This is a genomic window from Pseudomonas sp. Ost2, assembly GCF_018326065.1.
Lineage (GTDB): Bacteria > Pseudomonadota > Gammaproteobacteria > Pseudomonadales > Pseudomonadaceae > Aquipseudomonas > Aquipseudomonas gingeri.
The window spans coordinates 4,721,294-4,746,984 of record NZ_AP021904.1 but is presented as its reverse complement, the minus strand read 5'-3'; the positions used below and the strand labels follow the sequence as shown (position 1 = coordinate 4,746,984).

22 protein-coding genes are annotated in these 25,691 nt (G+C 63.8%); 11 read left to right on the top strand and 11 right to left on the bottom strand.

From position 1 onward, the window contains the following. Positions 1 to 7: 7 nt before the first annotated feature. Positions 8 to 649, bottom strand: coding sequence for a TetR/AcrR family transcriptional regulator (locus tag KI243_RS20680; protein ID WP_212809840.1), 642 nt, complete (start codon positions 647 to 649; stop codon positions 8 to 10). A 118-nt stretch (positions 650 to 767) separates the two neighbouring features. Between KI243_RS20680 and KI243_RS20675 the strand changes: the two genes are divergently transcribed. Further along, complete coding sequence (locus KI243_RS20675) at positions 768 to 1,346, top strand: TIGR00730 family Rossman fold protein (protein ID WP_177087537.1); 579 nt, start codon at positions 768 to 770, stop codon at positions 1,344 to 1,346. Between the two features lie 71 nt (positions 1,347 to 1,417). Here the strand turns inward: KI243_RS20675 and KI243_RS20670 are convergent, their stop codons facing one another. Beyond that, positions 1,418 to 1,585, bottom strand: coding sequence for a hypothetical protein (locus KI243_RS20670; RefSeq protein ID WP_177087539.1), 168 nt, complete (start codon positions 1,583 to 1,585; stop codon positions 1,418 to 1,420). Positions 1,586 to 1,699: 114 nt separating this feature from the next. On the opposite strand from KI243_RS20670, the gene fae reads away from it, so the two are divergent. The 3 genes from fae to KI243_RS20655 are packed head-to-tail and all read left to right on the top strand — an operon-like array spanning position 1,700 to position 4,687. Beyond that, complete coding sequence (fae, locus tag KI243_RS20665; protein WP_177088086.1) at positions 1,700 to 2,212, top strand: formaldehyde-activating enzyme; 513 nt, start codon at positions 1,700 to 1,702, stop codon at positions 2,210 to 2,212. Between the two features lie 10 nt (positions 2,213 to 2,222). Next, complete coding sequence (locus KI243_RS20660) at positions 2,223 to 3,257, top strand: aldo/keto reductase (RefSeq protein ID WP_177087541.1); 1,035 nt, start codon at positions 2,223 to 2,225, stop codon at positions 3,255 to 3,257. Beyond that, positions 3,254 to 4,687, top strand: a complete 1,434-nt coding sequence (locus KI243_RS20655; RefSeq protein ID WP_212809839.1) for an NAD-dependent succinate-semialdehyde dehydrogenase — start codon at positions 3,254 to 3,256, stop codon at positions 4,685 to 4,687. Before KI243_RS20660 ends, KI243_RS20655 begins: the two co-directional genes overlap by 4 nt. Before the next feature lie 138 nt (positions 4,688 to 4,825). Here KI243_RS20655 and KI243_RS20650 read toward each other — a convergent pair whose 3' ends face one another. The 8 genes from KI243_RS20650 to KI243_RS20615 form a co-directional block, all read right to left on the bottom strand. After that, entirely contained in the window at positions 4,826 to 5,701 is an 876-nt protein-coding gene (locus KI243_RS20650) for a LysR substrate-binding domain-containing protein (RefSeq protein ID WP_177108185.1), read from the bottom strand. Positions 5,702 to 6,036: 335 nt separating this feature from the next. After that, on the bottom strand, positions 6,037 to 7,218 hold the full coding sequence (locus KI243_RS20645) for a hypothetical protein (protein ID WP_017124635.1): 1,182 nt from the start codon (positions 7,216 to 7,218) through the stop codon (positions 6,037 to 6,039). Between the two features lie 102 nt (positions 7,219 to 7,320). Further along, positions 7,321 to 8,961, bottom strand: coding sequence for an ABC transporter ATP-binding protein (locus tag KI243_RS20640; protein WP_017124634.1), 1,641 nt, complete (start codon positions 8,959 to 8,961; stop codon positions 7,321 to 7,323). 2 nt (positions 8,962 to 8,963) lie between these two features. Further along, positions 8,964 to 9,800 (bottom strand): ABC transporter permease, encoded by an 837-nt coding sequence (locus KI243_RS20635; protein ID WP_017124633.1) that lies wholly within the window; start codon positions 9,798 to 9,800, stop codon positions 8,964 to 8,966. Next, positions 9,797 to 10,750 (bottom strand): ABC transporter permease, encoded by a 954-nt coding sequence (locus KI243_RS20630; protein WP_017124632.1) that lies wholly within the window; start codon positions 10,748 to 10,750, stop codon positions 9,797 to 9,799. Before KI243_RS20630 ends, KI243_RS20635 begins: the two co-directional genes overlap by 4 nt. Before the next feature lie 74 nt (positions 10,751 to 10,824). Then, a complete protein-coding gene (locus KI243_RS20625) occupies positions 10,825 to 12,459 on the bottom strand; it encodes an ABC transporter substrate-binding protein (protein WP_177129180.1) in 1,635 nt (544 codons plus the stop codon). A gap of 456 nt (positions 12,460 to 12,915) precedes the next feature. Beyond that, positions 12,916 to 14,142, bottom strand: coding sequence for a Xaa-Pro peptidase family protein (locus KI243_RS20620; protein WP_017124630.1), 1,227 nt, complete (start codon positions 14,140 to 14,142; stop codon positions 12,916 to 12,918). A 175-nt stretch (positions 14,143 to 14,317) separates the two neighbouring features. After that, on the bottom strand, positions 14,318 to 15,199 hold the full coding sequence (locus KI243_RS20615; protein WP_017124629.1) for a hypothetical protein: 882 nt from the start codon (positions 15,197 to 15,199) through the stop codon (positions 14,318 to 14,320). A 155-nt stretch (positions 15,200 to 15,354) separates the two neighbouring features. On the opposite strand from KI243_RS20615, the gene KI243_RS20610 reads away from it, so the two are divergent. Next, positions 15,355 to 16,263: a LysR family transcriptional regulator gene (locus tag KI243_RS20610; RefSeq protein ID WP_212809838.1), complete on the top strand. Its 909-nt coding sequence runs from the start codon at positions 15,355 to 15,357 to the stop codon at positions 16,261 to 16,263. Here KI243_RS20610 and KI243_RS20605 read toward each other — a convergent pair. Then, positions 16,207 to 17,442 (bottom strand): MFS transporter, encoded by a 1,236-nt coding sequence (locus tag KI243_RS20605; RefSeq protein ID WP_212809837.1) that lies wholly within the window; start codon positions 17,440 to 17,442, stop codon positions 16,207 to 16,209. The genes KI243_RS20610 and KI243_RS20605 overlap by 57 nt on opposite strands. Positions 17,443 to 17,824: 382 nt before the next feature. Between KI243_RS20605 and KI243_RS20600 the strand changes: the two genes are divergently transcribed. The 6 genes from KI243_RS20600 to KI243_RS20575 all read left to right on the top strand — a co-directional run bounded on the left by KI243_RS20600 (position 17,825) and on the right by KI243_RS20575 (position 25,594). After that, on the top strand, positions 17,825 to 18,769 hold the full coding sequence (locus KI243_RS20600) for a LysR substrate-binding domain-containing protein (protein WP_212809836.1): 945 nt from the start codon (positions 17,825 to 17,827) through the stop codon (positions 18,767 to 18,769). 223 nt (positions 18,770 to 18,992) lie between these two features. Further along, on the top strand, positions 18,993 to 20,417 hold the full coding sequence (aldA, locus tag KI243_RS20595; protein WP_212809835.1) for an aldehyde dehydrogenase: 1,425 nt from the start codon (positions 18,993 to 18,995) through the stop codon (positions 20,415 to 20,417). An 87-nt stretch (positions 20,418 to 20,504) separates the two neighbouring features. Continuing rightward, on the top strand, positions 20,505 to 21,809 hold the full coding sequence (locus tag KI243_RS20590; RefSeq protein ID WP_177129174.1) for an MFS transporter: 1,305 nt from the start codon (positions 20,505 to 20,507) through the stop codon (positions 21,807 to 21,809). Position 21,810: 1 nt separating this feature from the next. Continuing rightward, positions 21,811 to 23,028, top strand: coding sequence for a mandelate racemase/muconate lactonizing enzyme family protein (locus KI243_RS20585; protein WP_017124623.1), 1,218 nt, complete (start codon positions 21,811 to 21,813; stop codon positions 23,026 to 23,028). Between the two features lie 76 nt (positions 23,029 to 23,104). Further along, on the top strand, positions 23,105 to 24,715 hold the full coding sequence (locus KI243_RS20580; RefSeq protein WP_212809834.1) for a GMC family oxidoreductase N-terminal domain-containing protein: 1,611 nt from the start codon (positions 23,105 to 23,107) through the stop codon (positions 24,713 to 24,715). Positions 24,716 to 25,114: 399 nt separating this feature from the next. Continuing rightward, the gene (locus KI243_RS20575; RefSeq protein ID WP_212809833.1) at positions 25,115 to 25,594 is read left to right on the top strand and encodes an Lrp/AsnC family transcriptional regulator; all 480 of its coding nucleotides are present in this window, start codon (positions 25,115 to 25,117) and stop codon (positions 25,592 to 25,594) included. Positions 25,595 to 25,691: the final 97 nt, after the last annotated feature.

Below are 25,691 nucleotides of genomic sequence, written 5' to 3'. Positions count from 1 at the left end.
CAGGTGTTCAGGGTAGGTCGATTTCGACGCTTGTCGGTGAACAACGACGGGCGGTATTGGCAAAGATCTGTTCGATCAGTTGGTCGGCAAACGCGGCGTCCAGGGCTGCGTACGGAATCATCAGACGGTAGTACACCGCGCCGAACAGCATATCCATCAGCACCTCCAGGTTGATCCCCGGCTCCAGCTCGCCGCGTTCCCGGGCACGGATCAACAGGGCCTGGCCCTGGACGCGGCGGGGCTCGATCCAGTTTTCCCAGAACGCCCGCCGCAACTGCTCATCCAGTTGCGCGGCCGCCAGGAGGTGGCGCAGCAGTCGACCGCGCGAACCTTCAAGTGCCTGGATCAGTTCCACCACGGCACGGCGAAAAGTGGCGCTGATCGTCGGCTCCTCGACATAGGCGATAAAGGGCGAGATCTCCGCCAGGAAGGCGTCCATCAGAACCGCGCCGGCGCTCGGCCAGCGTCGATAGATGGTGGTCTTGGCCACGCCGCTGCGCTGCGCGATCCGCTCGATGGTGGCCTGGGCGATACCGCCCTCGTGGGCCAGCGCCAACGCCGCCTTGCGCACGGCTTCGGTGGCGTCGCTGCTGCGCGGACGGCCGGCGACGGGTGGGGCGGGTTCACTGGCTAGGGGGGTGTCAGTCAATCCGGATTTCATCTTCAAAGCTTCCCGGGAGAGTGCTAGGATTCGCTACGCATCGTAGCGTATGTGGCGCGGGCGCGGGTATTCCTTTCACGGTTTCAGTTTTCCAGAGGTAACGAGCATGCGGTTGTGCATCTTTTCCGGTTCCAGCGCGGGGCGTCGGCCCGGCTATATCGAGGCCGCGCGACAGTTGGGCGACGCGCTGGCGGCTGCCGGCATCGGCCTGGTCTACGGTGGCGCCGCGGTCGGCCTGATGGGGGCGGCGGCGGATGCGGCGCTGGCCCGGGGCGGCGAGGTCATCGGCGTGATTCCCCATGCCCTGGCCGACAAGGAAATCGCCCACGAAGGCTTGAGCCAGCTACATATCGTCGGTTCGATGCACGAGCGCAAGGCACTGATGGCCGAGCTGTCCGACGGCTTCATCGCGTTGCCGGGCGGCCTCGGCACCCTGGAAGAACTGTTCGAAGTCTGGACCTGGGCACAGCTGGGGTATCACGACAAGCCTTGTGCTCTGCTGGATATCGAAGGTTTCTACAGCGGGCTGGCGGGCTTTCTCGATCACATCGTCGAGGAGCAGTTCGTCAAGCCGGTGCACCGCGACATGCTGATCACCGCCCCGGATGTGCCGGCACTGCTGGCGGCGATCCATGCCTACCAGCCGCCCAAGGTCACCAAGTGGATTGATGAGCAGAACACCTGAGTTTGTGTGATCACGACAGTGAAACGAACGCGGCCTCCGAAGAGGCCGCGGGTACTACGCCTGACTGGGTGTCAGTTGCTTTTCGCGTTCAGCTTGCGCAGCTCTTCATAGGTCGCCGACTGGACGAACCAGAAGCCGGAAATGATGCACCACACCAGCGTGCCGCCGATCAGCCCGCCCAGGCCGGCGAGGAAGCTGCTGCTGAACATGGCGATCAGCCAGATGAAGGCCAGGGCCATGACAAAACCTCATGCCTCCATGACTTTTAATGGTTACAGCCCCCTCGAATCCCGGTGATAAAAAAGCGCAAACACCAGCTCACTCAAAACAACAAAGAGCGTTTGCACATGACCATCAAAGAACAAGACCTGTACATCGGTGAGGGTTTCGAAGGCCCCGGCGTGAACGCCGCCCATATCAATATCCTGATCGGCCCGCGCAACGGTCCGGCCGGCCAGGCGTTCGCCAACAGCCTGGCATCGCCGAGCCAGGGCCACTGCCCGTTCATGGTGATCGCCCAGCCGAATATCCCGGTCAAGCCGATGACCCTCTATGTCAACAAGGCCGCCATCGGCAGCGACTTCCACGGCAACGCCACCTGGGGCGCATCCCAGGCCGGGATCGCCAAGGCCGTGCTCGAGGCGCTGCTCGACGGCACCCTGCCGGCCGAAGCCGAGGACGAATGGGCGATCGTCACCGCCAACTGGGTCAACCCGTCCTGCGATGACCTCGACGCGGTCTACCTGAACAACTACAACGCCTGCCGCACCGCGATCCGCGCCGCCCTGAACGGCCTGCCGGTACGTGCCCAGCTCGCCGATGTGGTCAACCACGTCGCCAACCCTTTCTACACCCCGAAAGCCTGAGGTCCGCGCCATGCAATACATTCGTCTGGGCAACTCCGGCCTGCAAGTCTCCAAGCTCTGCCTCGGCACCATGAACATGGGGACGCCGGACTGGAAACCGTGGATCTTCGACGAGAAGAAAAGCGAGCCGATCGTCAAGCATGCGCTGGACAACGGGGTGAACTTCATCGACCTGGCCGACTTCTATTCGGCCGGTGTCGGCGAGGAAGTGGTCGGGCGCATCCTCAAGCGCCTGACCCGTCGTGAAGACATCGTGGTGACCACCAAGGTCGGCTACGGTACCCGCAGTGGCATCAACGCCAGCGGCCATTCGCGCAAGCACATCATGGACAGCATCGACGCCTCGCTCAAGCGCCTGGACATGGACTATGTCGACGTCTTCATGCTGCATTACTTCGACGTCAACACCCCGGTCGAGGAAACCATGAGCGCCATGAACGATATCGTGCGTTCCGGCAAGGCGCGCTATATCGGCGTCTCGACCATGCTCACCGGGCAACTGGCGAAGATCCTCATGGCCTGCGAACGCAATGGCTGGGTCAAGCCGATCAACATGCAACTGCAACTGAACTGCGCCTACCGTGAAGAAGAGCGCGAGATGATTCCGTTCTGCCGCGACCAGGGCCTCGGCGTGTCGGTGTTCAGCCCGCTGGCCCGCGGCCTGCTGACCGGTGATGCACAGTCGACCCGCAACCAGACCGACTTCTTCACCCAGCAGATGTACAGCGACGAAGCCTCGTTCGAGATCGCTCATTCGGTGCAGCGCGTGGCCCGCCGTCGCGGGGTTTCCAACGCGCAGATCGCCCAGGCCTGGGTCGCCAGTCACCCCGGCGTGGATTGCATGCTGGTGGGCGCCGACACCACCGAACAGTTCGACAGTGCCCTGGCGGCCCTGGACACCCGGCTGGATGCCGACGAGCTGTATGAGCTGGAACGCAACTACACCCCGTGCGATGTGATCAACGACTACACCGCCGGCAAACGTATCCTGCGCTCGGCCCGTCCGGCCCAGGAAGCCTTCACCCTGACCGAGGCCGTGGCATGAGCGAGCTGATCCGTACCGGCAACTACATCGATGGCCAATGGTCCAGCGGCGGCCCGGGCTACCCGGTGCTCAACCCGGCCAATGGCGAACTGATCGCCCAGGTGCAGCGTGCCGGGGCCGAGGAAACCGACCTCGCCATCGCCGCCGCCGAGCGCGCCTTGCCGGCCTGGCGCAAGCTGACCGCCAAGGAGCGCAGCGTGCGCCTCAAGCGCTGGAGCGAGTTGATGCTGGGCAACCAGCGCGAGCTCGCCACTCTGCTCAGCCGCGAACAGGGCAAGCCGCTGGCCGAAGCCATGGGCGAAGTGGTCTATGCCGCGAGTTTCCTCGAGTGGTTCGGCGAGGAAGCCAAACGCGCCTACGGCGATGTGATTCCCAGCCACAAGGCCGACGCGCGGATCATCGTCACCAAGGAAGCCATTGGCGTGGTGGCGGCCATCACGCCGTGGAACTTCCCCCTGGCGATGGTCACCCGCAAGGTCGGCCCGGCCCTGGCCGCCGGTTGCACGATGATCCTCAAGCCTTCGGAAGAGACGCCGCTGTCGGCCTTCGCCCTGGCGGTACTGGCCGAGCAGGCGGGGATTCCGGCGGGCGTGTTCAACATCGTTTCCGGCGATGCGGTCGCCATCGGCGGTGCGCTGCAGGCGTCATCGGTGGTGCGCAAGCTGTCGTTCACCGGTTCGACCCGCACCGGCAAGCTGCTGATGCGCCAGGCCGCCGACACCTTGAAAAAGGTTTCGCTGGAGCTGGGCGGCAACGCCCCCTTCATCGTCTTCGACGACGCCGATCTGGACGCCGCGGTAAAGGGCGCGATGGCCTCGAAATTCCGCAACACCGGGCAGACCTGTGTCTGCGTCAACCGCTTCTTTATCCAGGACGGCGTGTATGACGCCTTCACCGTCAAGCTGGCCGAAGCGGTCAAGGCCATGCGCGTCGGCAGTGCCCTGGACGGCGAGACCGAGCAGGGCCCGCTGATCAACAACGCTGCGCTGGACAAGGTCGAGCAGCATGTCGGCGATGCGCTGGAGAAGGGCGCCAGGCTGTTGTGCGGCGGTCGTCGCCACGCCCTGGGCGGAACCTTCTTCGAGCCGACCATCCTCACCGAGGCCAGCGACGGCATGCTGATCGCCCGGGAAGAAACCTTCGGCCCGGTGGCCGCGTGCTTCCGCTTCAAGGACGAGGATGAAGTGCTGCGCCGCGCCAACGACACGCCGTTCGGACTCTCGGCCTATTTCTACAGCCGCGATATCGGCCGGGTCTGGCGCATGTCCGAAGGACTGGAAGCCGGGATGGTGGGGATCAACGAAGGGATCATCTCCACCGAAGTCGCGCCGTTTGGCGGCATCAAGGAATCGGGCCTGGGACGTGAAGGCTCGCGCTACGGCCTGGACGACTACCTGGAGATCAAATACCTGCTGATGGGCGGTCTCTGACCTTCAGGGCAGGCAGCATCACTTGTGGGAGCCGGCTTGCTGGCGATGGCGGTCGATAAGTTGACGCAAGGCTCACGGGCCTCATCGCCAGCAAGCCGGCTCCTACCGTTTTGCATTCCACCGGGACATAGCCTTGAGTCAGGGATTGCTCACCAGGCTCAGCCATTCGGTGAACAGCCGCACCTTGGATAAGCCCTGCTTGTCATTCGCCACATCCAGCCAGTAGCCATAAGGTCCGATCACCTCCACGGGGGTGATCGGCAGCAGGCTGCCATTGGCCAGTTCCTTCTCGATCATCTGCCGGTCGATCACCGCCAGCCCGCCGCCGGCCAGCGCGGTATTGATCACCTGGTCCAGGGTGCTGAATTCCAGCCCCTGCCGCGCATCGACATCGTCACGGCCCATGGCCGCCAGCCAGTTCTCCCAGACCTTGAGCCGCTTGCCGTCGTGCAGGATATGCAGCAACGCCAAGCGTCGCAGGTCCGGCGCCTGGCCGTCCTCGAACAGCTCCGGGCTGGCCACCGCGATGTGCCGTTCCATCACCAGCAACTGACTGCTGCAATGGGGCGCGGCCTCCAGGCCGAAACGGATATGGCAGTCGACCTCGGCCTGGCTGTCGCGGTCAGCCTGGTTGGTCACGCTCAGGCTGATATCCGGATAGCGCTGGCAGAACGCCCGCAAATGCGCGGAGAGCCAGCGCGTGGCCCAGGTCGGCGGAGCGAGGATGCGCAGGCGCTGGCGCAGGTTCGGCACCCGCACTGCTTCCAACGCACGTTCGATATGGTCGAAGGCATCCCCCAGGTGTGGCGACAGGGCGCTGCCCGCTTCGGTCAGCGACAGGCCCCGGGGCCCGCGCACGAACAGCGCCACGCCGAGGTAATCCTCCAGTTGCTTGATCTGGCGGCTGACGGCGCCCTGGGTCACGTTCAGCGAAGCGGCGGCCTGGCTGAAGCTGCGATGACGGGCGACTTCCTCGAACACGCGCAGCATGTTCAGCGAGGGCAGTTGACGCATGAAAGTCATACTCCGGACCGACCCTCGTGCGCCTGTCTGGAACAGGTCTGGAGTCGGCTTATTGTTGTTTTCGTGAAGCGGTTTTTCTGTAGGGGATATCTGACTATCAGCGGCGAGCCGATGCAAGCGCCGCATGAGCGCGCGGGCGAAATAATCGCCGGGGGAGGGAGAAAAAAACGTGGGCCGGCGGACCAGGCCGAACCCACGCAAAGACGCGCAACGAACGGGAACACGTGCAGCTCAGTAGCCATCCCCTGTAGGCAGGCTTGCCCGCCATGAGGCCCTGGAAGCCGCGAGAAGCTTCGGGGGCAAGCCCCCTCCCACAGGTGACGGCGTCAGAAGTAGTAGCCGATGTTCATGTACAGCTGGTTTTCCAGCTGGTTGCTGCCGCCGGCACCCAGGCTCTGGGTGTAGCTGCTGCCGCCGATGTACGGGTCGTTCTTGCCGATCAGCCATTCGGTGGCGATCCACAGTTTGCTCACCGAGAACGAAGTACCGAGGATCAGCCGCTGTGACGTCTTGAAGTCCTCGTTGGATTTGTCGAAGGCGCTGTAGTTGGCGTACAGCTTGATGCCGCTGATCTGGTCGAACAGGTACTTGCCATCGACGTCGTAGCTCAGGTCGGCGACGTAGAGGTTGCCGCGACTGGCGACGTTGAAGGTGCCGTCGTAGCCGCCGAAGGTCACCACCTCGTTGGTGCCGGGATTGCGTGGCGACATCTGCTGGCGGGCGGCCTGCAGTTGCACGCCCCACGGCCCGTTCTTGCCGATGTAGTGCACGGCCACGGCATTGCGCCGGCCATCTTCGTTGGTGTCGCGGTTTTCCAGGGTCGAGGTCAGGCCGGAGAGGCCCACTTCGGATTTCCAGTCACCCAGTTGCAGTGACTTGGCCACCCGCAGCACGACGGTATTGTGCTCCTGGTTGTCGCTGCCATCGGCCACATAGCCGTCGGCCTTGGAGACCACGGTGGAGTAGGTTTCGCCGTTGCTGGTACCGCGCCCCTGCAGCGCCGGGCGCAGGTAATAGCCGGCCTGGATGTTCCAGTCACCATATTGCTGGATGTACTTGGCGCCCACCTGTTCGACGTCTTCCAGGCCGACCACGTTGCCCAGGGTCTCGTAGAAGGTGCTGCCGAAGTAGGGTTGCAGGCCGAACGGCACCTGGTTCAGGCCGACCTGGACCTGCTGGTCCGGGTTGAACTTGTAGCCGACCCAGGCCGTTTCGGCGAACTGCACCGCACCGATCCGATCGGTGTATTTGTAGGGATAGTACTTGCCGTAGAAACGGTACTTCGCCGCGGCGATCCAGGTATCGGAGTTGTACTTGGCGGTGAGGAACGCCGTGTCGAAGTTGAAGGTCTGGATATCGCGATCCGGGTCGTAGTCCCAGCGGGCGCGGATCGCGCCGCCGAGGTCCAGGTTGTCGGTGACCTGCACCGCGAACGCCGGTGCGGCGAGGGTGCCCAACAGCGGTATCAGGGTGAGCGAGCGCAAGGCCCGTTTCGAAGTGATGTGCATGTTTGCTCCGTGGATCTAGGTTTTTTGGTTTATCGTTGGCAACAGCCATCCCGGCCGCGGCGAGGACCGCGGTCTGGATGAAAGGGGTGGAAAGCCTTTTTCCTAGTGGTTGACGACGCTCAGCCCGGGCGCCGGTCCGGCCAGCGGCGGCGGTCGCACCGACGCTCCGGGGGCGGCCGCGAGCAGGGTCTGGGTGTAGGCATGCCGAGGCTGCAACAACACTTGCTCGGCAGTGCCGTACTCGACGACCTCGCCCTGGCGCATCACCGCGATGTGGTCGCTGATCTGCGCCGCCACGCGCAGGTCATGGGTGATGAACAGGATGCTCAGGTTCAGTCGCTGCTGCAGTTCGGCGAGTAACTCCAGCACCTGTTTCTGCACCGAGACGTCGAGGGCCGAGACGCTTTCATCGGCGATCAGCACCTGCGGGCGCATGGCCAGGGCACGGGCAATGCCGATGCGCTGGCGCTGGCCGCCGGAGAACTGCCGGGGCTTGCGTTTGAGGGCATCGCGCTTGAGCCCGACCTGCTCCAGCAGGTCGCCGGCCTCGGTCCAGGCATCCCTGGCCGAGAGGCCGCGCAACTGGGCCGCGCGGGCAATGATGTCGCCGACCCGGTGGCGCGGGTTGAGCGAGCCGTAGGGATCCTGGAAAATCATCTGGATCTGTCGCCGGCCCCGGGTCAGCGCCGCGCCCTTGAGTGCGAGGAAGTCGCTGTCACCGAGCCAGACATGCCCGCTGTCGCTGTCCACCAGGCGGATGGCGGCCTTGACCAGGGTGCTCTTGCCCGAGCCGGACTCGCCGACGATGGCCAGGGTCTTGCCCCGGGGCAGTTGCAGCGAGACATCCTTGAGGGCCTGGACGCGACGTCCGTCGACGTTGTAGGTCTTGTTCAGGTGTTCGATGCGCAGGGCCATTTCACCGTCGGCGCAGGGCACGTGCAATTCCGGATCGAGCGCCGGGACCGCGGCGATCAGCTTGCGTGTGTAAGGGTGACGGGGCGCCTGCAGAACCTGCTCGCGCTCACCGATCTCCACCAGCCGGCCACCTTCCATCACGGCGATGCGGTCGGCGATTTCCGCCACCACGCCGAAGTCGTGGGTGATGAACAGGATGCCGTGCTGGCCACGTCCGCGCAGCTCGCGGATCAGCTTCAGCACCTGAGCCTGGGTGGTCACGTCGAGGGCCGTGGTCGGCTCGTCGGCGATCAGCAGGTCGGGGTTCATCGCCAGCGCCATGGCGATCACCACCCGCTGGCACTGGCCGCCGGAGAGCTGATGGGGATAGCTGTCGGCGATGCGCGGCGGTTCCGGCAGGTGGGTCGATTCGAGCAGCGCGAGCATGCGCTCGCGGCGTTCTGGCAACGGCATGTGCGGGGCATGGATCTCGAAGATCTCCTGCACCTGGTCGCCGATGCGGATTGCCGGATTGAGCGCCGCCATGGGCTCCTGGAAAATCATCGCGATACGGTTGCCGCGCAGGGTGCGCAGGCGTGCTTCGTCCATGCGGCAGATATCGTCGCCGAGGAAATCGATACGGCCCTCGCTGTGGCGCAGACCCTTGGCGTAGTCGCCCATGATCGCACCGGAGAGCACCGACTTGCCCGAGCCGGACTCGCCGATCACGCAGAGGATTTCACCCTTGCGCACTTCCAGGTCGATCTGCTGCACCGCATGGCTGCGGTCGGCGCCGGGGGGCAACTCGATGGACAGGCCTTCGATACGCAGTACGGGGGGATTGCTCATGCTCAACTCCTTGTGCCTTTCTGGGCGTGTTCGTCCAGGCCGTCCGCCAGCAGGCTCAGGCCCAGCATCAGGGTGGAGATGGCAATGCACGGGAAGATCACCAGGTGGGGGAATGCGATGGCCATGCTGCGGCCTTCGTTGATCATGCCGCCCCAATCCGGGGTCGGCGGCGGCAGGCCGAGGCCGAGGAAACCGAGGGCGCCGATCATGATCGCGGTGTAGCCGATGCGCAGGCAGAAATCGACGATCAGCGGGCCGCCGCAGTTGGGCAGGATCTCCACGGTCATGATCCGCAGCGCGCCTTCGCCCTGGGTGATGGCGCTGAGCACGTAGTCCCGCGAGCGCAGGTCGATGGTCAGGGCGCGCATGATCCGGAAGATCGCCGGGGCGCTGGTGAAGGTCACCGCGATGAGGATGTTCAGCGCCGAGGCGCCGAGGGCGATGATGATCACGATGTACAGCACCAGCACCGGGAACGACAGCACGGTGTCGGCGACATAGGACAGCACCGCGTCGACCCAGCCGTTGAAGTAGCCGGCGCACAGGCCCATGGCGATCCCGACGGCGAACGCGGTGAGCGTCGCCAGGGTCGACCACAGCAGCACCGTGCGGGTGCCCCAGATCAGCCGCGAGAGGATATCCCGGCCCAGCACATCGGTGCCGAGCAGGAAGGTCTGGCCGCCGGTGTCGTCGCTGAACGGCGTCAGCAGCGGGGTAAAGCTCTCCAGCGGATCATGGGGCGCCAGCCAGGGCGCGAAGATCGCCAGCAGCACCCAGCCGCCGACCAGGAACAGGCCGAGGGCCGCGAGCGGGCTCTTGAAAGCATTCAACAGGTTCATTGGGCACTCCCGCCAAGGCTGCGCAAGGTGATGCGCGGGTTGAGCCAGGTGTAGGCCAGGTCCGAGAAGATCTTGGTCGCGCCGACCACCAGCGCGCTGATCATCGCGCAGGCTTCGATCAGGTAGACGTCGTGGTTCAGCGACGCGGTGTAGAGCAGCGAGCCGAAGCCCTTGTAGGCGAAGAACACCTCGACCACGATGACGTTCGACAGCAGCCACGGGATGTACAGCATGATCACCGTGATGGGCGCGATCAGCACATTGCGCAGGGCATGGCGCAGGACGATGCGCCGGGTCGACGCGCCCTTGAGCCGGGCGGTGCGGATATATGGCGCCTGCATTACCTCGACCATCGAGGCGCGGGTGATCCGCGCCAGGTAGCCGACCCCGAACAGGCACAGCACCATCAGCGGCATCGCCAGTTGCAGGGCGCTGAAGCCATCTTCCATGCTGCTCACGCCCGGCAGCCAGTTGAGCCAGAACACAAAGATCGCCGAGACGAACACCGCGCTGGCGAAGTCCGGGATCGAGGTGGTGACGATCGACAGGAACGACACCAGCCGGTCCATCGCCGAACCCTGGCGAATCCCCGCCAGCACGCCGAGCGTCAACGCCACCGGGACCATGATCAGCAGCGCCAGTCCGGCAAGCATCAGGGTCTGGCCGAGGTTGGGCAGCAACAGGTCGACCACGGGCGCGCGAAAGTGCACCGAGGTGCCCCAGTGACCGGTGACGAAGTCCTTCAGCCAGACCAGGTAGCGCCACAGGAACGGCTGGTCATAACCATGTTCGGTGAGCCAGGCGGCTCGTTGGTCGGCGGCGGAGTAGGGGCCGAGGACGTTGATGGCGACGTCCTCGATATTCAGCTCCAGCGCGAAAAAGACAATCAGTGACACCGACAGCAGGGTTGCTGCCAGGGCCAGTAGCTTGCGCCACAGGAAATCAGCCATGTTTGCATGCTCCGGCTAATGAAGTGAGCGGCTCGCCGCACCGCGGTGGGCGAGCTCATTGTTCAAAGGTCGGATCAGGCGCTGAGCCAGGTCTCGTTCATCGGATAGAAGTCCGACGGATGCACCAGGAAGCCCTGGACCTTCTGCGAGGTCGCGGTGAACTTGTCGGCCCAGAACGGCTGGACGATGACGCAGGCGTCCTGGAGGATCTGCTCCACGCTCTGCATCGCCACCGCCCGCTGTTTCGGATCGACGATGCCCATGGCCTGGTCCAGCGCCGCGTCGAAGGCCGGGTCGGCGTAATGGCTTTCGTTCCACGCCGCGCCGCTGCGGTAGGCCAGTTCGAGGGACATCACGCCCAGTGGGCGGTGCGCCCAGTAGGTGAGGCTGAAGGCGGCCTTGTCCCAGATCGGCCAGTACTGGGTGGCGGGAATCACCTTGAGGTTGATGCGGATGCCGGCTTCCAGGCAGTTCTGCTGGAGGATCTGCGCGGTGTCCTGCTCGTAGCGGCCCTGGGTGTTGCCGACGATCAGGTCGATGTCGATGCCGTTGGGGTGCCCGGCCTCGGCCAGCAACGCCTTGGCCTTGGCCACGTCACGGGCGCGCTTGGGCAGCGGGAAGTATTCCGGGTGGGACGGGGCGACGTGATGGTCCTCGCCCAGGGTGCCCATGCCGCGATAAGCGATCTTGAGCATCTGCGCGTTGTCGGCGCAGAGGGCCACGGCCTTGCGGATGCGCAGGTCGTCGAACGGCTTCTGGTCCACGGCCATGCGCATCACCACGGTCTGCGCCGACTTGCAGGTCAGCAGCCGGGCATTCGGCAGGCGCTTGGCCAGGTCCAGCTCGGCGACGGTGACGCGGTACAGGACGTCGACCTGGCCGGCCTGGAGGGCGGCGAGCTGGGTCGAGACATCGGTGCCCATGTCGACATAGCGCAGCTCGTCGAGGTAGGCCGGCTTGCCCCAGTAGTCGGTGCGCCTGGCAAAGGTCGCCTGCTTGTTCACGGCGAACGAGGCGAGCTTGAACGGACCGGTGCCCAGCGGGTTCTTCGACCAGTCGTCACCCGCCTTGAAGCTGCGGTGGACGATGGAACAGGTGAAGGCGTTGAGCATTTCCGGGATCGCCAGGATCGGCCGCTTGAGCACCAGCTTGAACTGGTGGGGACCGAGTTTTTCGAAGGCACTGATGTCCTGGAAGGCGGTGCGGTTGACCGACTTGGAGTCGGCGGCGGTCCAGCGCTTGAAGTTGTGCTCGACGTCGTCGCTGTTGAAGTCGTCGCCGTTGCTCCACTTCACGTCCTGGCGCAGGTTGAAGGTCCATTCCCTGAGATCGTCCGAAGGTTTCCAGCTTTCGGCCAGGTACGGATGGGTGATGTTTTCGGCATCGACCCAGGTCAGGTATTCCAGGCTGTTGCGCATCAGGTTCGAGGCTTCGATCCAGGTGATCAGCATCGGGTCCTGGATTTCCTGGATGGCACAGGCGAAGCGCAGGCTGCCACCCTGGCGTGGTGCCGGGGTTTCGGCGGCCTGGGCCGACTCGCCGAAGAGTACCGGGCCGAGGAAACTGCCGGCGCTGGCGGCGGTGATACCCAGCAGGGTCGCGGTGTGGAGAAATTGCCGGCGGCTGATCTGGCCGCCCTTGGCTTGGGTGCACAGGTCTTCCACGGCTGGATGCGGCGCGGAGCCGTCCAGGGTCTGCAAATCTTTCATGAGCCTCTCCGAATACTTGGGCGTTGGTGCGTGTAGGGCTGACTGCGGGAATGGCGGGGCGGTCAGCGCTGGCGGTCAGGATCGGATCCGTGACCGGACAGACAAAACGACGGCAGCAGAACAAAGCGCAAAGGAATCAGGAGGCAGGACGTGAGGTAGGACATGGCGCGGCTCTCATGTTGTTTTTATTTGAGATGCCCGCAGTTTTGTCATCTGGCCCGGGATGAACAAACGATAAATTCAGCGCAGGATGATTCCTAAAACGCATATTACTGATTGCTCCCCGGTCCAGACACGCTCCCGATCGATTATCCAGGTGGGCCCAGGGCCAACCCGGTCACTCTGTAGGAGCCGGCTTGCTGGCGATGAACGATAACGCGGTGCAATTGATACTCCGCGGTGTCCGCATCGCCGGCAAGCCGGCTCCTACAGGGGTATGGCGGTATCACCAAGGGTTCAAGCCGACATCAGGCGCGGATCGAACGGATAGTCCGAGAGCAGCTCGATACCGTTCTCGTGGATGTAGATCTGCTCCTCGAGCTTGACCCCTTCGCCACCGGCATCGTGACCGATGTAGCTTTCCACGCAGATGGTCATGCCGGCCTCGAACACGCCGTCGTAGCCCAGCGAATCGATGTCCTCGCGATGCACCACGTAAGGGTATTCACCGGTCATGCCAACCCCGTGCACCAGGGCGAAATAACGGTTGGCCTTGTAGTTTTCGGGGATCTTCCAGGCCCGTTCGGCGTACTCCTTGAAACTGCGTCCGGCCTTGAGCATTTCCATATTGGTCTGCACCTGTTCGTAGGCCAGCTTGTACAGTTCCCGTTGCCTGGGTGTCGCCGCCTGGTCGCCGCAGAGAAAGGTTCGCGAGAAGTCGGCGTAGTAGCCGAAGCGGCCTACCACATCGGTGTCCAGGGCCACCAGGTCACCGGCTTCGATGGGCCGGGTACTGCACTCCTGGAACCAGGGATTGGTGCGCGGGCCGGAGGACAGCAGGCGGGTTTCCACATAGTCGCCGTCGGTGGCGATCACATGCTGGTGCAGGTGCGACCAGAGTTCATTCTCGCTGATGCCGGGACGCAGCTTGCTTTCCATCAACCGCACCCCGGCCTCGGTCGCCCGCAGGCTGGCACGGATCATCTTCAGCTCGTTCGGCACCTTGATGCAGCGGGCTCGTTCCAGCGGCTCCTGGGCATCGAACACCTGGTAGCCGAGGCGTTGCAGCTCGAAGGCCGCCGCGGAGGTGGCACTTTCGATGGCGATGCGCTTGCCGCCGCCGCATTTTTTCACCAGGTCGTCGATTTCAGCGGCCCAGTCCGCGGTGACATTGCCCAGGAAGCTGTCGCAGAAGTAATAGGAGATGGCCTTGGCCGGGCGTACTTCGTCGACGGTATTGAGTTGCTGCGCCAGGTGCAGGCAGCCGCCGAACTCGAACACCACCACCGGACCTTCCGCCGGGATGAAGGCATAGCGCGCCGGGTTGCGCGCCGAGTACACCTGCATGTTGCGCGAGCCGGTGGCGTAGCGCATGTGGGTCGGGTCGAACAGCACGCAGGCGGCGTAGTCGCGTTTCTTCAGTTCGTTGCGCACTCGCTGCAGGCGGTCCAGCTGGATCTGCTGGATCTCCGCCGCGGTGGGTTCGCAGTCGGCGGGGTTGCGGTTGGGGCCGGAAAGACTCATGGGGTGTTCCTCGCTGATACCGGTCGGTGATGGGTGACGTTCTTATGGGCGGTCGTATGGGTTGGGCGCGCAGGATCTGTAGGAGCCGGCTTGCTGGCGATGGCGTCCGATCAGGCGATGCAAGACTCACTGGCCTCATCGCTGGCAAGCCAGCGCCTGCAAGGGTTGCGTGTATTCAGTCGAGCAACTGGTCGCTGCGCACCAGGTTGCGTTCGGCTTGCAGGTGGGCTTCGGACAGGCGTCCATAGAGTTGCTTGGTGCGCTGGGCGCGGCCGATGATCCCGGGCTTTTCCGAGTAGGCGAAAATCGCCGTGTTGCGCTCGATGGCGCCTTCGACGCGGGTCACGCGGTGGACCGAAAAGCGTCCCTTGAAGATCTGCAGGTCGCCGGGATTGAGTTCGAGTTCCTGCACCCGGCTGCGGTCCTCGCCACGTACCACCTTGCCCACGGCCCCGAGGTTTTCCGCCGAACGCGAGCGGATCATCGGCGCGTACTCGAACAGGCCGCCGGCCTCGGGTTTCTGGGTCATCATGCTGACGATGAATTCGTTGGTGTCGAAGTGCCAGGGCTGTTCGGTGCCGTTCGGCATGACGTTGATCACCAGGCCGGCGAACGGGTCGGCGTATTCGAAAATCTCCGGTTCGTCGAGACAGGCACCGATGAACCGTTTCATCATCGGCGATACGTAGAGCCGGTGGATGATCGCGTCCGGGGCGATCATGTCGCGGGTCACGAAACCACTGGTGCGCTCCATGAAGGTGCGGCGCGGATCATCTTCAGGCAGCGATGGGTCGTCCTCGGTGAAGTAGGCATTGACCTTGCGCACTGAATAAAAAGTCTTGTCCGACAGCGCCTGGCCCTCGCTGCGGGCCTGTTCCAGCACTTCGGGACGCAGGAAGTTCTTCAGCAGGCAGCAACCGTCGATGGCCAGTTCGGCCCGGGCATGTTCGATCAGGGCCTGTAATTGAACATGGCCCGAATCATGTATGGGATACAGTTCGGTGTTGACGATATCGCTGATATCACCGACTTCGGCATCGGCAAGTTGAAGGCTCATGTCGCGCTCCGTTTATTAAGTGAAAACTGATCAAGTAAAGAATCGCTCGCCATCGCAAGTTCCAGGTTGTTCCGGCGTTGAATTGATAGTTGCTTAAATACGGGAGTAATAGAAATGATCAGTTCCGATCGAATCCATCGGCAGGCGCGATAGTTATGTCAGGTCATCTGGACGGAACCCTGCTCAAGGTCTTTGTCGCGATTATCGAGTGCAAGGGCTTTTCCGCGGCGGCCGAACGCCTGCACAAGACCCAGTCGACGGTCAGCCAGAGCCTGCAGCGCCTGGAGGAAGTGGTGGGCACGCCGCTGGTCTATCGCACCAGTCGCAGCGTCAGCCTGACCCCCAGCGGCGAGACCTTCCTGATTTATGCGCGGCGCATCCTCAAACTGCACAACGAGGCGATCAATGCCGCGCATCTGCCGGGCGAGGGCGGCTGCATTCATGTCGGCCTGCCGGAGGACTATGCGCAGTACTGCCTGGCCGGGGTGTTGCGGGATTTTCGCGAGCACTTCCCGAAGATCCGCCCGGATATCTGCTGCGAAATGTCCGTGGCCCTGGTTGCCCGTCTGCAACGTGGCGAGCTGGACCTGGTGCTGGGTGTGCAGCATGCGCATCTGCAACCGGGGGAGTTCCTCTGTGACGAGCCGCTGGCATGGGTGACCCGCGAGGGCTGGGTGCCGGGTCGCGACGAGTCGGTGCCGCTGGCGGTCTATGCCGAGGGGTGTGCCTTTCGGGCCAATGCCATCGATGCGCTGGCCGAAGCCGGGCGGCCCTGGCATGTGGTCTACACCAGCCAGAGTCCGCGGGGCATCGGCGTTGCCATCGACGGTGGCGGGATGGTCGGGGTGACGGCGCGGCGGCTGGTTCCGCCAGGTTGGCGGGTGCTGGATGAGCGGGATGGTTTTCCGCCCATCGAACCGGCGCGCTTGATGCTCTGGCGGTCGGCGGATCGCCAGGACCCGGAACTGGACGCCCTGGTGGCGATTCTCTGTCGCCAGTTGGGACGTTCAGAGCGCTTCGGCGAGGGGCGCGCCGCGTCGCTGATGGCGAGCCATGGCGTATAGCAACAGCAGGCTGGCAAGCGTCCAGGCGGCGATCCAGGCATGGATCGCGGCGAACGAGCCGCTGGCCTGCAACAGCAGGCCGTTGATGGCATTGGCGCTGGCGCTGCCCAGGCCATAACCGACCATGCTCAGGCTGACCACCTGCAGGCTTTGCACCGGTGTCAGGCGGGCGCTGAGGTAGGCGGCCATCAGGCCCCAGACCGGGAAGTAGAACAGCGCGAACAGGCCGGCGGCCAGCCAGGCCAGGGCCAGCATCGGGTACAGCAGCAGCGCGAGCATGGCCAGGCCGAAGGCGCCGATGCTGAAGGCCATGACCCGCAAGACTCCCCAGCGGTCGGCGAGGGCGCCCAGCAGCAGCCCGCCCAGCGCCCCGCAAGCGCCGATCAGGGTCCAGAGCGAACCGGTGGTCTGTGGGCCGGCGCCCAGGCGTTCGCTGACAAAGGCCGAGAGAAAGTTCAGGAACGGCCCGCTGGTGCTGCCGATAAAGGTGCTGAGCAGCAGGATATGCACCGCGACCGGTTGTTCCAGGCACAGCCGCAGCCACTGTCGCAATACCTGCCTGAACGACGGCGTGGCAATGGCCCGAGACGTCGCGGGTGGGGGCGTGGAAGCCAGGGCCCAGCAGGTGAGGGCCGTGACCGACAGCGTCAGGCCGGCGCAGATCAGCCAGAAATGTTGCAGGGAAATCCCCTGGAGCAGGGCAATCAGCAGCCCGTTGAGGCAGATCGCAAAGGCCGCGCCGGAGGAGGCCAGGCCCAGGATCCGACTGCGGTGGCTGGCGGAGATCAGCTCGCCGGCCAGGGCGGCAATGGCATTCCAGTTGGACACCGCGCAGGCCGACACCAGTGCCAGGCACAGGGCGAAGGGCAGCACCCGCGGCGTCGCCACGGCCAGTGCCAGCAGCAGGGGGCTGAGCAGCATGGTCAGGCGCACCATGTTGCGCGGGCTGATCCAGGCGGCTGCCAGGCCGCTGGCAATCGAGGCGCCCATATAGAAAAGTTGCAGCAGGGCGGCGATGGCCGCGGCCTGGCTGTAGTTCAGGGCGAAGTGCTGGCGAATTTCCGGTAATAACGCCGAATAGAGAAAGATACTGAAACCATGGGTGGTGGCATTACAGGCGGTAAATATAAAGGCGAGCAGGGCGAGGGATCTTGTCGGAGTGTTTTTATGGGTTGTCATCATGGCATCCGAGAAGAGTTTGATTGTCGGGTTATTGCAACAGGATGGGGCGAAAGTTCGAGTGTCGCCCTGTGCAAGTGCATGCGCTTGTTATGTATCGAGTTACCGGTCAGCGTACCTTTTACAAGTTGAAAACAGCCAGTGCTGAATACTCATGGGCGCTGTGCGAAATACTCCTGCTATTTATCCCGGGACGACGTGATTGCAGTCGAAACCGACACGCGGATGATCCGCGGCCGGAGGTGGCCTTGTGGCGAGCGGGCTGGAGTCTTGTGCACAGGAAACTCGGTATTTTTGTAGGACGATCGACGAAAAAGGAATGTTACTCGTCCTGGCCCCGTGCCATGCTTATGGCAGTCCGGCCCATCGTGAGTGTCTTTTCTTGAAACGCAAAATGCCCGCGCTCAATGCGCTCAAAGCCTTCGAGGTGGCCGGTAGCACCGGCAGTTTCACCCGTGCCGCCGAACTGCTGAACGTTACCCAGAGTGCCGTCAGCCGCCAGGTCCGCCAGCTCGAGGAACAACTGGGCGAGAGCCTGCTGGAGCGGCGCCATCACCACCTGGAACTGACCAGTGCCGGTCGGGTGCTGCTGCGCGCCTTGCACCAGTCCTTCGACAAGATCGAGATGACCGTGCGCGGCATCCAGGAGAAGAACCACGCCAACCGCCTGCGCATCAATGCGCCGCCGACCTTCACCAGTCGCTGGTTGCTGCCGCGCCTGGGGCGGCTGCGTCAGCAGCATCCGGGGCTGGAACTGAGCATCACCACCCGCCTGCAGGACAGCCTGGCCGAGACCAGCACCCTCGATTGCGCGATTCGTTTCGGCGACGGCGAATGGGATGGCCTGGACAGCTCGCTGCTGATGCACGAGCGGCATATCGCGGTGTGCTCGCCGAGCCTGTATGCGCGGGAAATGGGCGGGCAGGAGATCGATCTCAATCGCCTGACCCTGCTGCATGTGCTGGCCAAGGAGGACCAGCGCTACCTGACCTGGAAACACTGGCTGGACGCGGCGCGGATCAGCGGCGTCGATACCCTCAGCGGCTACGAGTTCGACCTGCTGGACCTGGCGATCCATGCGGCGATCGACGGCCTGGGCATCACCATCGCCGACTGGCACATGGTCACCGGCGAACTGGCCTGCGGGCAGTTGACCCAGGTGCTCAACGTGCATGTCGACGGGCACCAGTCCTACTGGCTGGTGACGCGTCCGGAACAGACGCAGATCCCCCAGGTACAGCTGTTCAACCAGTGGCTGCAGGAAGAGCTGGAACTGGCGCGGCGACAGCTGGAACCGTCGACGGCGGCGCAGATGCCCGCTATCTGAGGGCGTGACACGACCCTTGTGGGAGCCGGCTTGCCGGCGATGCAGGCGCCGCGCTGCATCCGCTGCACCGCGTGATCGTTCATCGCCGGCAAGCCAGCGCCTACACGTCTGGCGGTAACCTGCATTTTTCGAATGTTCTGCACCTGAATTAATCGTTTGTTCATCCCGCGCCGGATGACAAGACTGCTGGCATCTCCGATAAGAAAAGTACGAGAACCAGTACATGCCCACCCAGCGCAATTTTGTTAACGGCCAGTTTGTCGATTCCGCCGGCACCGCCTCGATCGCGGTGTACAACCCGGCGACCGAAACCCTGGTCGGTCACGTGCCTGCCGCCACCCCCGCGCAAGCGATCCAGGCCGTCGACGCCGCCGCCATCGCCCAGAAGACCTGGGGCAAGCTCACCAGTATCCAGCGTGCCGAGCACCTGCGGGCTCTGGCCGATGCCCTGGAAGCCCGTGCCGGGCTCATCGGCCAGGCCCTGGCGGCCGAGTCCGGGAAAAGCCTGGCCGATGCCAGCAATGAAGCCCGCTACGCGGCGCAGATCACCCGCTACCACGCCGAATGGGCCCGCCGTATCGAAGGTGAGATCATTCCCAGCGATACCCCGGACGAAAACCTGTTCCTGCAACGTGAGCCGATTGGCGTTGTCGCGGCACTGATTCCGTTCAACTACCCGGTCTATACCCTGCTGCGCAAGATCGCCCCGGCGCTGATCGCCGGCAACACCGTGGTGGTACGGCCGAGCAACAATACGCCGATCTCCGCGTTCGAAATCGCCCGTGCCGTCGAGCAGTCGGGAATGCCGGCCGGCGTGGTGAATATCCTCACCATGGACCACGGCACCGCCGCCAGCGTCTGCACCCACAAGGCCGTGGGCCTGATCACCCTGACCGGCAGCGTCAACGCCGGGCGCATCGTGCTCGACTACTGCAAGGCCAATATCGCCAAGCCGTCCCTGGAACTGGGCGGCAAGACTCCGGCGATCATCGAGGCCGATGCCGACCTGGAGCAGGCCGCCAGCGCCATCGTCGCGTCCAAGACCACTCACTGCGGGCAACTGTGCACGGCGGTGGAACGGGTCTATGTTCAGGAGAGCGTGCATGACCGTTTCCTGGCGCTGCTGAAAGAGAAGATCAGCGCGGTGAAGTTCGGCGACCGGGCCACGGATGCCAGCCTGATGGGGCCGCTGGTCAATGCCGCCTCGCGGAACACCATCCACGCCATGGTCGAACGGGCCGTGGCCGATGGCGCGGTGCTGGAAACCGGCGGGGTGATTCCTCCGGGCGCGGGGCATTTCTATCCGCCGACCCTGCTCAGCGGCTGCCGCCAGGACATGGAGATCGTCCAGGAGGAAATCTTCGGCCCGGTCCTGCCGGTGCTCAAGTACCGCGATATCGACGAAGCGCTGGCCATGGCCAACGATCACCAGTTCGGCCTGTCGTCAGTGCTCTATACCGAGAACTATCGCACGGCGATGAAAGTGGCGAACGCCATCGAATCCGGCGAGCTGTATGTCAACCGGACCCCGGCCGATCCCTACCAGGGGTTCCACGCCGGCTGGAAACGCTCGGGCCTGGGCGGCGATGACGGCAAGCACGGCATGCTCGAATTCACCCAGACCCGCCTGGTGGTCATGAAGTACTGATCGGCGACACCGCGACACGCTATTCCAATAACAACAATCGATAGAGAGGGGCGCCCGGAGCATGCCGGGTGGCCCGAGGTCTTCTTCATGTCCAAGCCCGCAGCTGTTCAGGCTGGCGCCGTGTCCGCGAAAAGCGACAAGGGCAGCCGTTATTTCCAATTGATGTTGCTGGTGCTGGCCGCCGGAGCGATCTATCCGATCCTCTACCTGCGCCAGGTCTACCAGACCACCATGCTCGAAGTGTTCCATATCAATCACAGCGAACTGGGCTATCTGTACTCGATGCTCGGCACGATTTTCCTGCTCAGCTACCTGCCCAGCGGCTGGCTGGCGGATCGCCTGCCACCGCGCTTCCTGATCTTCTTCTCCCTGGTCGCCACCGGTGCCCTGGGCCTGTGGTATTCCAGCGTGCCGTCGCTGACCGGCCTGATGATCATTTTCGGTTGCTGGGGCCTGACCACCGGCCTGACGTTCTGGGCCTCGGTGCTCAAGCGGGTGAAGATGATCGCCCATCACACCGAGCAGGGCCGTTTCTTCGGTATCCTCGACGGCGGACGCGGATTGGTGGAAGCCTTGCTGGCGACCGTCGCCCTGGGGCTGTTCGCCTACGCCACCGAGACGCGCGGCGAGTCGACGGGCGAAGGCTTCAAGCATGTGGTGTACCTGTATTCCTTCACCTGCATCGCCATCGGTTGTGTGCTGGTGCTGCTCAAGGACCCCAAGTCCCTCGAAGCGAAAACCGCCGAAACGGACAGCCAGCCCCACCACCTGCTCGGCGACCTGCTGACCCTGGTGAAGATCCCCGAGCTGTGGCTGGTGACCGCCATCGTGTTCTGCGGCTATCACATGTTCTGGGCCACCTACAGCTTCTCCGACTATCTGCAGGGCGGCGGCATGACCGCGGTCATGGCCGGCACCATCACCACCATCAAGCTGTGGATGCGCCCCATCGGCGGTATCGGCGGCGGCTGGCTGGGGGACAAATTCTCCAATATCTCGGTGCTGATCGTCGCGCTGGCGCTGGTCACCCTGGCGATGGTCGGCCTGATCGTCTTCCCGGCCCTGGGCAGCCTGGGCCTGCTGATCGGCACGGTGATCTTCATCGGCCTGATGACCTACGCCATTCGCGGCCTGTACTGGGCGATCCTCGACAGTTGCAACATCCCGCTGCGCATCACCGGCCTGGCCATCGGTATCGTCTCGGTGGTGGGTTACCTGCCCGACACCTTTATCCCGCTGATCAACGGCTACCTCACCGAAACCTATCCGGGTGCGGTCGGTTACAACCTCTATTTCGGCTACATCGCCTTTATCGGCCTGCTCGGCACGCTCGCGGCCCTGACCCTGCGCGCCCGCATCAATCGCAAAACTCATAACCAGACAGGTGCCTGAGATGAAAATCGTCGCCCTTGAAACCCATATCGTCGCCGTACCGCCACCGCATATCGGCGGCATGTACTGGCTGTTCGTCAAACTCAGGACCGACTGCGGCATCGAAGGCGTGGGCGAGATCTACGCCGCGACCTTCGGCCCCAAGGCCATGCTGCCGATCATCGAGGACGTGTTCGAGCGCTACCTGCTCGACCAGGACCCGCACCATATCGAACGCTTCTTCCGCCAGGCCTATTCCAGCGGTTTCACCCAGCGTCCGGACCTGACCATGATGGGCGTGGTCAGCGGCCTGGAGATGGCCTGCTGGGACATCATCGGCAAGGCGGCGAACAAGCCGGTCTATGAACTGCTGGGCGGCAAGGTCCACGAACGCCTGCGTTCCTACACCTACCTCTATCCGGTCAACAGCAAGGGCGAGTACGACTACGACGACCCGGACCTGGCGGCCGAGTGCGCCATCGAGAACATGAACAAGGGTTTCACCGCAGTGAAGTTCGACCCGGCCGGTCCCTATACCGCCTATTCCGGCCACCAGGTTTCCCTGGAAGTGCTGGAGCGTTGCGAAACCTTCTGCCGCAAGATCCGCGAAGCGGTGGGCAACAAGTGCGACCTGCTGTTCGGCACCCACGGGCAGATGGTGCCGTCTTCGGCGATCCGCCTGGCCAAACGCCTGGAGAAGTACGACCCGCTGTGGTTCGAGGAACCGGTGCCACCTGGCCAGGAGGAGGCCATGGCGCAAGTGGCGGCCAAGACCAGCATCCCGATCGCCACCGGCGAGCGGCTGACCACCAAGTACGAGTTCTTCAAGCTGTTGCAGGCCGGCGGGGCGTCGATCCTGCAGATGAACGTGGCCCGCTGCGGCGGGCTGCTGGAAGCCAAGAAGATCGCCAGCATGGCCGAGGCCTACTACGCGCAGATCGCCCCGCACCTCTACAACGGCCCGATCGGCGCGGCAGCGAGCTTCCAGCTGGCGACCTGCACACCGAACTTCCTGATCCAGGAAAGCATCATGACCTGGGGCGGTTTCCATGCCGAAGTGCTGACCAGGCCGCTGCAATGGGAGGACGGCTACATCATTCCGTCCACCGAGCCGGGGTTGGGCGTCGAACTGAACATGGACGTGGTCCGCAAGCACACGCCCTACACCGGCGAGCGCCTGCACCTGCAAATGGCGCCCACGCCAGCGGACGTGAAAGACACCTCGCCCGCCAGGGGCTGAACCACTTTCCCGCCCTCGGCGAGGGCGGGGCATGGCACCCCAAGAGTGCCTTCAACGACTGACGCGGTAACCGTGCATGACATACGACTACATCATCGCTGGCGCCGGCGCCGCCGGCTGCATTCTCGCCAACCGGCTCTCGGCCTCCGGGAAGTTCTCGGTGCTGCTGCTGGAAGCCGGCGGCAAGGACAGTTCACTGTGGTTCAAGATCCCGGTGGGCTTCGCCAAAATGTATTACAACCCGACCTTCAACTGGATGTACTACAGCCAGCCACAGAAGCAGTTGGGCGATCGCCGCATCTACGCGCCACGGGGCAAGGTGCAGGGCGGTTCGGGTTCGATCAACGCCATGGTCTATGTCCGTGGCCAGGCCCATGACTTCGACGACTGGGCGGCCAACGGCAATGACGGCTGGTCGTTCAAGGACGTGCTGCCGTATTTCCGCAAGCTGGAGAACCACCCGCTGGGCGATACCGAGTACCACGGTGGCAGCGGCCCGATCAGCATCACGCCGATGCAGGGGCACACGCACCCGATCTGCGATGTGTTCCTCAAGGGCTGCGACGAGCTGGGCTATCAGCGCAGCGACGATTTCAACGGGCCGAAGTTCGAAGGGGCCGGCGTGTATGACGTCAACACCCGCAACGGCCAGCGCAGCTCCAGCAGTTTCGAGCACCTGCATCCGGCTCTGGGGCGAGCGAACCTGAGCATCGAGCACCATGCCCTGGTGGAGCGGGTGCTGTTCGACGATGACCTGCGGGCCACCGGCATCGCCATCACCCAGCACGGTGTGGCGCGGACCTTCAAGGCCAGCAAGGAAGTGATCCTCTGCGCGGGTGCGGTGGACACGCCGAAGATCCTGCAACTGTCCGGAGTGGGCGAACAGAAGTTGCTCAGCAGCCACCAGATACCGGTGGTCAAGCACCTGCCGGCGGTGGGGCAGAACCTGCAGGATCACCTGTGCGTCAGCTACTACTACAAGGCCAATATCCCGACCCTCAACGACGAACTGAGCTCGCTGTTCGGGCAGTTGAAGCTGGGCCTGCAATACCTGCTGACCCGCAAGGGCGCGCTGTCGATGAGCGTCAACCAGGCCGGCGGCTTTTTCCGCGGCAATGAAGAGCAGGCGCATCCCAACCTGCAGATGTACTTCAACCCCTTGTCGTACCAGATTCCGAAGAACAACAAGGCCAGCCTCAAGCCGGAACCCTATTCGGGCTTCCTGCTGTGCTTCAACCCGTGCCGGCCGACCAGCCGCGGCAGCATCCGCATCGCTTCGAAGAACCCGGCGGACGCGGCGCTGATCGATCCGAACTACCTGAGCACCGAGAAGGATATCGACGAAGTGCTGCAGGGCAGCCGGCTGATCCGCAAGATCATGCAGGCCCCGGCGATCCGGGCGATTACCGTGGAGGAAGTGTTGCCCGGCAAGGCGGTCAATGACGACGCGGGCATGCTCGAGTATTTCCGCGAGAACAGCGGTTCGATCTATCACCTGTGCGGTTCCTGCGCGATGGGCTCGGACCCGCGGGTCTCGGTGGTCGACAAGCGCCTGAAGGTGCACGGAATGAAGGCATTGCGCATCGTCGACGCGTCGATCTTTCCGAACGTGACCTCGGGCAATACCCATGCGGCGGTGCTGATGGTGGCGGAAAAGGGGGCCGACCTGATCCTCGAAGACGCCTGAGTCGAGGGCGTCAGTGCCGGCCCCTTCGCGGGCAAGCCCGCTCCCACAAAATCTGTGTCGCTCACTCATGTTGTGAGCGACGTCCCCCCTGTGGGAGCGGGCTTGCCGGCGAAGAGGCCATCGGCCACGCCCATCTACCGACGCCCCCGACCCCAATCCTCAAACCACAGAATCTGCTGCCCAGCCCCTCGCGCCCCGCAACGACAACCATCACAGCCCGTGAATCGGCATGCTGGCGTTCCCCCGTGCCGGTAGGCCAGCGGCTGAAAGTGATTTAGGCACTGCCCGAGGAACGCCGTACAATGCCAGGGGTGGCGCATGAGATGGATCTGGGTCGCCGAGATCCCCGAGCCTGCGCAACCGTTTCTTTCTGGTCGTTTGAAGTGAGGCAAGCCATTCATGGCGGATATTCGTGACCTGTCGATCGTGCTGGATCGCATCGACCAGGCAATTATCGAGGTGCTGCGCCACGACGGGCGCATTACCTATCAGAAACTCTCCGAGCGCGTGCACCTGACCCCCAGGCCTTGCCTGGAGCGGGTGCGCAAGCTGGAGCAGTTGGGGGTGATTCGTGGCTACGGGGTGATTCTCGACGAAAGTAAGCTCTCCCCAGGGCTGTCGCTGCTGGTCCTCGTGGCGCTGTCGAACCAGAGCGGGCGAGCGGCGCAGAAGGCCTTCGAAGCCAAGACCCGGGCCTGCCCGCACGTGCTCGAGTGCCGCCTGCTCAGTGGAGCGTTCGACTACAGCCTGCGCATGCGCTGCCGGGACATGGAGCACTACCGGGTACTGACCGAGACCTGGCTCGAGGATCCGGAACTGCATATCGACAAGCTGGTCAGCCATCCCGAGCTGGCGACGGTCAAGGCGTCCATGGAATAACCGCTGCGCCAGGCGAGGGTGGGAGCGGGCCTGCCCGCTCGCCACCGCCCGCGCTGCTGCCCTGGACCACAGGCTATTGTCGAACTCGCCGATTCTG